This window comes from Desulfosporosinus sp. BICA1-9, from assembly GCF_000802135.1.
In genome coordinates this window covers 26484-33401 of the sequence record NZ_JUEE01000096.1, presented here as the reverse complement: position 1 = coordinate 33401, position 6918 = coordinate 26484, and the positions used below count along the sequence as shown (strand labels likewise).

Annotated in this window: 5 protein-coding genes and 1 pseudogene; 2 read left to right on the top strand and 4 right to left on the bottom strand. The window is 40.6% G+C overall.

Features of this window, described 5'->3' with window-relative positions:
• Nucleotides 1–241, top strand: a pseudogene (locus JL57_RS12905) (hypothetical protein); the annotation flags it as partial.
• A gap of 541 nt (nt 242–782) precedes the next feature.
• Here JL57_RS12905 and JL57_RS12900 read toward each other — a convergent pair.
• Nucleotides 783–2204 (bottom strand): phosphomannomutase/phosphoglucomutase, encoded by a 1422-nt coding sequence (locus tag JL57_RS12900; protein ID WP_034142463.1) that lies wholly within the window; start codon nt 2202–2204, stop codon nt 783–785.
• 412 nt (nt 2205–2616) lie between these two features.
• Between JL57_RS12900 and JL57_RS12895 the strand changes: the two genes are divergently transcribed.
• Entirely contained in the window at nt 2617–4098 is a 1482-nt protein-coding gene (locus JL57_RS12895) for a S8 family serine peptidase (RefSeq protein WP_034142453.1), read from the top strand.
• Nucleotides 4099–4104: 6 nt separating this feature from the next.
• Here the strand turns inward: JL57_RS12895 and JL57_RS12890 are convergent, their stop codons facing one another.
• Genes JL57_RS12890 through galU form a run of 3 tightly spaced genes read right to left on the bottom strand, consistent with a single transcriptional unit; the run spans nt 4105 to nt 6854 of the window.
• Nucleotides 4105–4785: an ABC transporter ATP-binding protein gene (locus tag JL57_RS12890; RefSeq protein WP_034142452.1), complete on the bottom strand. Its 681-nt coding sequence runs from the start codon at nt 4783–4785 to the stop codon at nt 4105–4107.
• Entirely contained in the window at nt 4778–5941 is a 1164-nt protein-coding gene (locus tag JL57_RS12885) for an ABC transporter permease (RefSeq protein WP_034142451.1), read from the bottom strand. The genes JL57_RS12890 and JL57_RS12885 overlap by 8 nt, the downstream gene beginning before the upstream one ends.
• Nucleotides 5942–5972: 31 nt before the next feature.
• Complete coding sequence (gene galU, locus JL57_RS12880) at nt 5973–6854, bottom strand: UTP--glucose-1-phosphate uridylyltransferase GalU (RefSeq protein WP_034142462.1); 882 nt, start codon at nt 6852–6854, stop codon at nt 5973–5975.
• Nucleotides 6855–6918 lie beyond the last annotated feature (64 nt).

The window sequence follows — 6918 nt, the reverse complement described above, 5'->3', positions numbered from 1 at the left end:
CCAAGAGACTGCAACGTATATTCGCCACCAAATGAAGCAAGCTGGAGTTACTACCCCTGTTTTCACGGATAGTGCAATCGGACTTATCCACTCAGAGACAAAGGGAATTCCTCGACTCATTAACACGATTTGTACTCATGCCCTGTATGAGGCTAAGCGAACAGGAAGTGAGGTCATTGAGGACGCTCACATTGGGCGTATTTTAGCGGATACTGAACGGCAACGTGGTACTGCTATGTAAAGGTTATCCACATTATCCCCAATATACACATTGATTAGCATGTGCGTGTTGGGGATTTTTCTTAATTTGCATGTGTTGTCGTTGCAATTCTACAGATCTTGGCATGTTGTCAGTACACTTCTTCCGCCATTGGCAGTGAGATTTACGCCGTCATTTTAGGTGAGAAGCGACAATATGGCTGGATTTCTTTGATTACCATTATCTATTTACTGATAGAGTATTTATTTTTGCAATTAGGAATATACGAACATCATTGGTGGCAGTATTACATGACAGCCCTGGCAATTTTTATCTACCAGGTTATTGCTAAATTATGGTTTGAAAACCTAAATAGAATAAAACATGGATGGTTACGTAGCAGTACGTTCTACTTCGTTGGGTTTGTCATTCTACATTATCCCTAAGAAAGCAATAATGTGATGAGCATGCTGTGGTACGAGTGCCTCAAGTCCTTGCGCCACTAGGTTTCAAGGCACTTGTGCCTATAGAACAACAAACCTGAGAAGAACAAACGCCACACGGCGACTGATAACGATCACTCCTATTCAATATCATTTATCCATTCGTCCGAAGCCATAGGAAAACGTGTTAATTTCTCTTTAAAAATTTGTCGAATCTTCAAAAGCTGTTTCCAAGTCTTAGCCTCAAAAATCAAAACCAGTTCCGGTAAATTTGAAGAAGCTCGAATTAAGCCCCACCCATCATCGAACATTACTCTGGCACCATTAATGTCAATTACTTTATCGCCGTATTCATCTTTGAATTCTTTTACAATACTTTCAACTAGGCCGTATTTTAAAGTATCTGAACAGTGGACTTTAATTTCAGGAGAAGTGATGTATTGCGGAGCTTCCATTAAGATGTCTGCAATCGGTCTATTTACCTTAGAGAGATATTCCACCAACTTTGCTCCAGCTAAAATTGCGTCGTCAAACGAATAGAATTCGTCACCACCGATAAAGATATGGCCGCTGCGTTCACCTGCAAGTTCAGCCTTCTCTTCGTGCATCTTTGATTTAATATACGAGTGACCAGTTTTCCACATAATTGGTTGTCCGCTATGGGTCTCAATATCTTCAACTAGAGCTTGTGTACATTTAACATCGAAAACTATCTTAGCTCCTTTTTTCCTTTCAAGCAATTGCCTCGCTAATAATAAAAGTACTCTATCACTCCAAATATTTTGCCCATTTTGGTCAATGACACCTAGTCTATCCCCATCTCCGTCAAAAGACAAACCAACAGCTGCACTTATATCACGATTTCGAACCATCTGAGCCAGTCGTTCTCTGGCCTTTAAGTCCGAAGGGTTAGGGAAATAATGTGGGTAACTCGAATCGGGATCACAATTTAACTGGAATGTAATACATCCTAATCTCTGAAATACCTCGTAAGCATACAAGCCAGCTCCGCCGTTTCCTGCATCGATCACTAACCTAGGTTTATAATCTGACATCGTTATATTGCTGATCACGTAATCAATATACGCATCTCGGGGAGAAACCTTATTATGAACACCTATTTTTATATTGTCCTCACTGAATTCTTCTCCCAAGATGATATCATAAAGCTCGGTAATTTCATCTGGTACCATCGTTTTCGAATATGAATCACCTAATTTGAAGCCAGACCAACCATTTGGATTGTGACTAGCTGTAATCATCATTACACCTGGTGCCTTGTAATAATATTGAGCGAAATAAGCAACAGGACTAATTGTCATACCCAGATCATATACCTCAAAACCACTTTTAATAAATTCTTCTAAGGCTGCGGTCGAAAAACTTTCAGAGTAATCTCGGTTATCATAACCCAGAACTACGCGATTGACGTTCCGTCGAGTCAAAAATGTAATAAAACCCTTAGTTATTAATTTGACTGTATCTATATTTAGCTCATCATCTGATACGCGCCCCCGTACGTCATATTCTCTAAACATTGTCTTAAATATCTCTTTTTCCAAATCAATCAACACCCCAATCATTTTAGATAATTGAATATCCCAACTAGAAACACTGAATAATAGCTTATTTTAATTAGCCTTCCTCTAATTAAATCTTAAGTTCATCCACATCATGCAACATCCTCCATATTAATTAATTCCATATCACTACTTAGTGTATATGTTTAAGAAACTTCCTAACATTGATTTGAAGACCTAGATTAGGTTGATGATCTCTTACCCTTACCTTTGTCAGAGTCCATCACCGATCGTGTAGAGTAACATCAAAACAATATAGTGCATAACTCTACGACTGTTCATGTGATCTAGCATTTTACTTAATCTACTTGTATAATTTAAAGTGGTATCTGGCATTTATTTTTGGAAAATGCTAAAAACACAACTATATTAATTATTAAGAGGAGATAGTAGAGTGAAAAAGAAGTTTCTTGGTTTGGTAGTCGCAATAAGTCTAATCATGACTATGTTCATTGCTCCAGTCGGGGCAGCTCCGACAAATAACACCTACACGATTGCTTTCCAGCAACAAATTCCCGCTGACTATGATCTAGTTATTTCCAAAGCTGGAGGTAAGGTACTTAGGGTATTGCCTGAGGTATTAGGACTTGAGGTACAATCTGATAACCCGTTCTTTTTAAAAAATCTCAAAGAGGTTAAGGGAATCCAAGCCGCAAACGTTTCGTTGGTTATAAAATTAGATCATAAGAAAATTGACCCGTTGGCTGCTAACGGTCGACCAGTTAGAGATATTCCTCAAGCTAATCAAGCCGATAGTTACTGGGACTATCAATGGGATATTCAACGGATTACCCATAATGGAGATTCTTATGACCTGGAGACTGGCGGTGTGAAAAGCCTTAACGGAACAGTAATCCACAAAGCGATTGTTGGTATCATTGACACAGGGATTGATTTTACCCATCCAGATCTAAAGGCTAACATTGTTGGCGGTCAAAACTTTGTACCGGCCAATGCAGACGGAGACGCAACCGAAACTGGTGATCCTAATGACTATGGGGATCGCTACGGACATGGTACCCACGTGGCGGGTTTTATTGCGTCCAATGGCAAAATGAAAGGGATTGGCCCCAATCTAGGAATCCGTGCTTATCGTATCTTCTCTGCTAGCGGCAGCGCGCCGACGACCTGGATTGTACCGGCTATTATACAAGCAACTAAAGACAAAGTAGACGTCATAAATATGTCCATTGGTGGATTTGATAGTATCTCACGTTATACGTACCTAAATGACAAAAATGCTTATAGTGACGTTGCAGATGCACTTTTATACAGACGGGCCATTAAATACGCTGTAGATCATAATGTCACAGTCGTCACTGCAGCAGGGAATGAGTCTCTTAACTTAAATAATCCGACCACAATCACAAGTTACATGAACCAAACTTACGGAGACTCAGGACTTCAGTTTAAAGGCGCATCTCGCGAAGTACCCGGACAAATCCCGGGAGTTATTACTGTATCCTCTTCTAACAAATGGTCTAAAGAAAAAATTGCTTTCTACTCTAATTATGGATCCCGCTCCATCGATGTAGCCGCCCCCGGTGGTGACTTTGGACCAATCTATGACCAAACCGGTGATCTCAACCTACTGGACCTCCACTACAATACCTTTAGTACCTATCCGACTAACATGAAGCCCTATTTCACATCAAATCTTCGGGGCTATGCTCTGATGCAAGGTACCTCAATGGCTTCACCGAAAGTTGCAGGGATTGCCGGAGTGATTAAAGCCTACAATCCGGGATTGACCCCAGCCCAAGTGACTGCATTGATTCAACAGACAGCGGTCGATTTAGGTAAACCTGGAACCGATGAGCTCTTTGGCGCGGGCGAGGCTAATATTTACACTGCATTAACTGGAATGAAGAAGTAACGTCCCCTACCGAGCAGAACGCGAGGGGAGCAAAATTTTTCCATCTTGAATTTTAATGATGCGGCCAGCTAAGTGTTTATCGTGGGTAACAATGACAAAAGCAACCCCATACTCTTTATTCACTTGTTTAAAGATGTTATAAACATCTTCTGAACTATGTAAATCGAGGTTTCCCGTTGGTTCATCAGCCAAAATAATCTTAGGGTTATTGATCAGCGACCTGCCAATCGCTACACGCTGCTGTTGACCTCCGGATAGATCAAGAACATTGGATCGGCGATACTTATATAGCCCTAACATATCTAATAAGCAATTCGCCCTTTCCTTCACCTCAGCTCGGTTATTTCTTTGTATTTCACTAGGCATGAGAACATTGTCAAAAACATTAAACTCCTGTAATAAAAAATGAAATTGAAAGATAAACCCAATAGCCTGATTCCGCAATGTAGCTAATTTGCCCTGCGTCATATTATTAGTATTAGATCCATCGATGATGACTTCCCCACTAGTGGGCCTATCGAGAGTGCCCATGATATTTAAAAGCGTCGTTTTACCACTTCCAGAGGCTCCCACAACCGAATTAATGCTGTGTTCCTCAATTTCTAAATTAACATCGTAAAGAATTTGCGACTTTATCCGAGTCCCATAGGTCTTGTTAACATCTATCAATTCAATGACATTAGGCATTTTTAATTACCTCAATTGGGTTTAATTTATTACACCTGAGCGCAGGGAAAATGGCAGTTGACATTGCAACCACAAAGAAAATAAGGATAGATAGCCCGATAAACCTATAATCCACTGTGACCTTAACCACAGGTAATCCTTGAGCGGTCACAATGTATTTATTGAATCCTCTAAGAAAGACGACAAGGAAACCAAAACTAAGCGCGATTCCTACCAGACTAAATAATAACGCTTGATAGAAGAAGACAAGGCTTGCCGAAAAGTCCGTAAGACCCATGGCCTTTAAAATACCAACTTGTTTTGATTTTTGAAAGACGTTAATTGTCAATATATTGATTATACTTATAATGGTCGCCAGCATAATGAAGAATTGGATGACAAGGGTTACTAATTTTTGGCCTACGATAGCACTGACTAATAACTGATTCTGGCCTTTCCAATTGGTGATATATAACTCTTCCCCTGACAGAGCGCTGCTAATTTGGTCACTGACAACATCTGCTTGAAACGGGTCGTCAATCGCTAATTCAATCTCAGTCACTTCATTATCAAAACCAATGAAATTTTGCGCGGTAGTCAAATTCGTAATCACCCACGCATTATTAATCTTAGTAACTCCAAAATCATACAAGCCAACAGTTTTCATAGTCACCGTTTGTCTCGTTTGTCTACCAATGGTTAAGATACTGACCTCATCCCCGACCTTGACCCCTAATCGCTCAGCTAATTCTTTGCCTAGTAAAACCTCATTATCGTTAACCGGTGAACTTCCTTCGTAAATTGCCGCCGTAATGTTATACAGACGCTCAGTGTCTGAGATATTAAACCCCCGTACAAGTATAGGGATCGTCATTTTCTCAAGTTTTATCCACCCTTGGTTATTGACATTTGGGGATACCGCTTCAACTTCCGGAAAATTGCTTCTGAGCCTGTCCGCTTCCTTCTGCCAGTCACTAAATCCTCCACTTTTGGAGTGCACGGTAATATGGGGACTATAAGCTAAAACTTTATTGACTAATGTCTTTTCAAGTCCTTGACTGACCAGACCGATAAAAATCTGAACAGAGACTCCTATGGCTATGCCGAAAATGACTAAGAGGGTTTGTAATTTCTTATCAAGCAGAAACCGCCACGCGATGATTAAAGGTAACAGCACAACAATTTTAGTCCTCTCTTAGTTGTATTATTTAATGGTCTGTTTTCTGAACCAAATTACGTAAGAAAGTAATAATATCCTCGGAAAGATCTCCCCGACGCAAGGCGTATTCGATCGTTGCTTCCACAAACCCTAACTTGTCTCCTACGTCATACCTCCGCCCTTCGAATTCATAAGCAAGGATTTCCTGAGACCGCCCAAGTTCCTTAATCCCATCCGTGAGCTGAATCTCCCCACCTTTCCCTGCTGGAAGGACACTCAAGATATCAAAGATTTCCGGATTCAAAATATACCGTCCCATTATGGCTAAATGAGTTTCTGGGGCATCTTCAGGACGAGGTTTCTCCACCATATCCTTGGCACGATAAAGCCGATCCGCAAACTTTTCACCATCCACGATCCCGTATTTGGACGTATCCGATAGGGGAACTTCTTGAACCCCGACTATGCTTGCACCATAGCGCTCATATTGATTTATCATTTGACGTAAAGCAGGCACTTCAGAATAAATAATGTCATCCCCTAAAAGGACTGCAAATGGTTCATTACCAATAAATTTACGAGCGCTATAGATCGCATGTCCCAAGCCTAATGCCTCTTTTTGCCGAACGTAATATATATCGGCCATCTGGGCGACATCCTGCACCAAATCCAACAGTTCCTCTTTGGCATTTTTTTCTAAATAGACCTCAAGCTCCATGGAACGATCAAAGTGGTCTTCTATGGCTCGCTTATTCCGCCCCGTCACAATAATAATATCTTCGATTCCAGCTTTAATTGCCTCTTCTACAATATATTGAATCGTTGGTTTATCCACGATAGGCAACATCTCTTTTGGTTGAGCCTTTGTTGCTGGCAAAAAACGGGTTCCCAATCCTGCCGCTGGAATTATTGCTTTACGAATTTTACGCATATTCTTATCTCTCCTTTTAACATCAAACGACTCATTTAGTACTTGTATATGTGTATTTAATAAC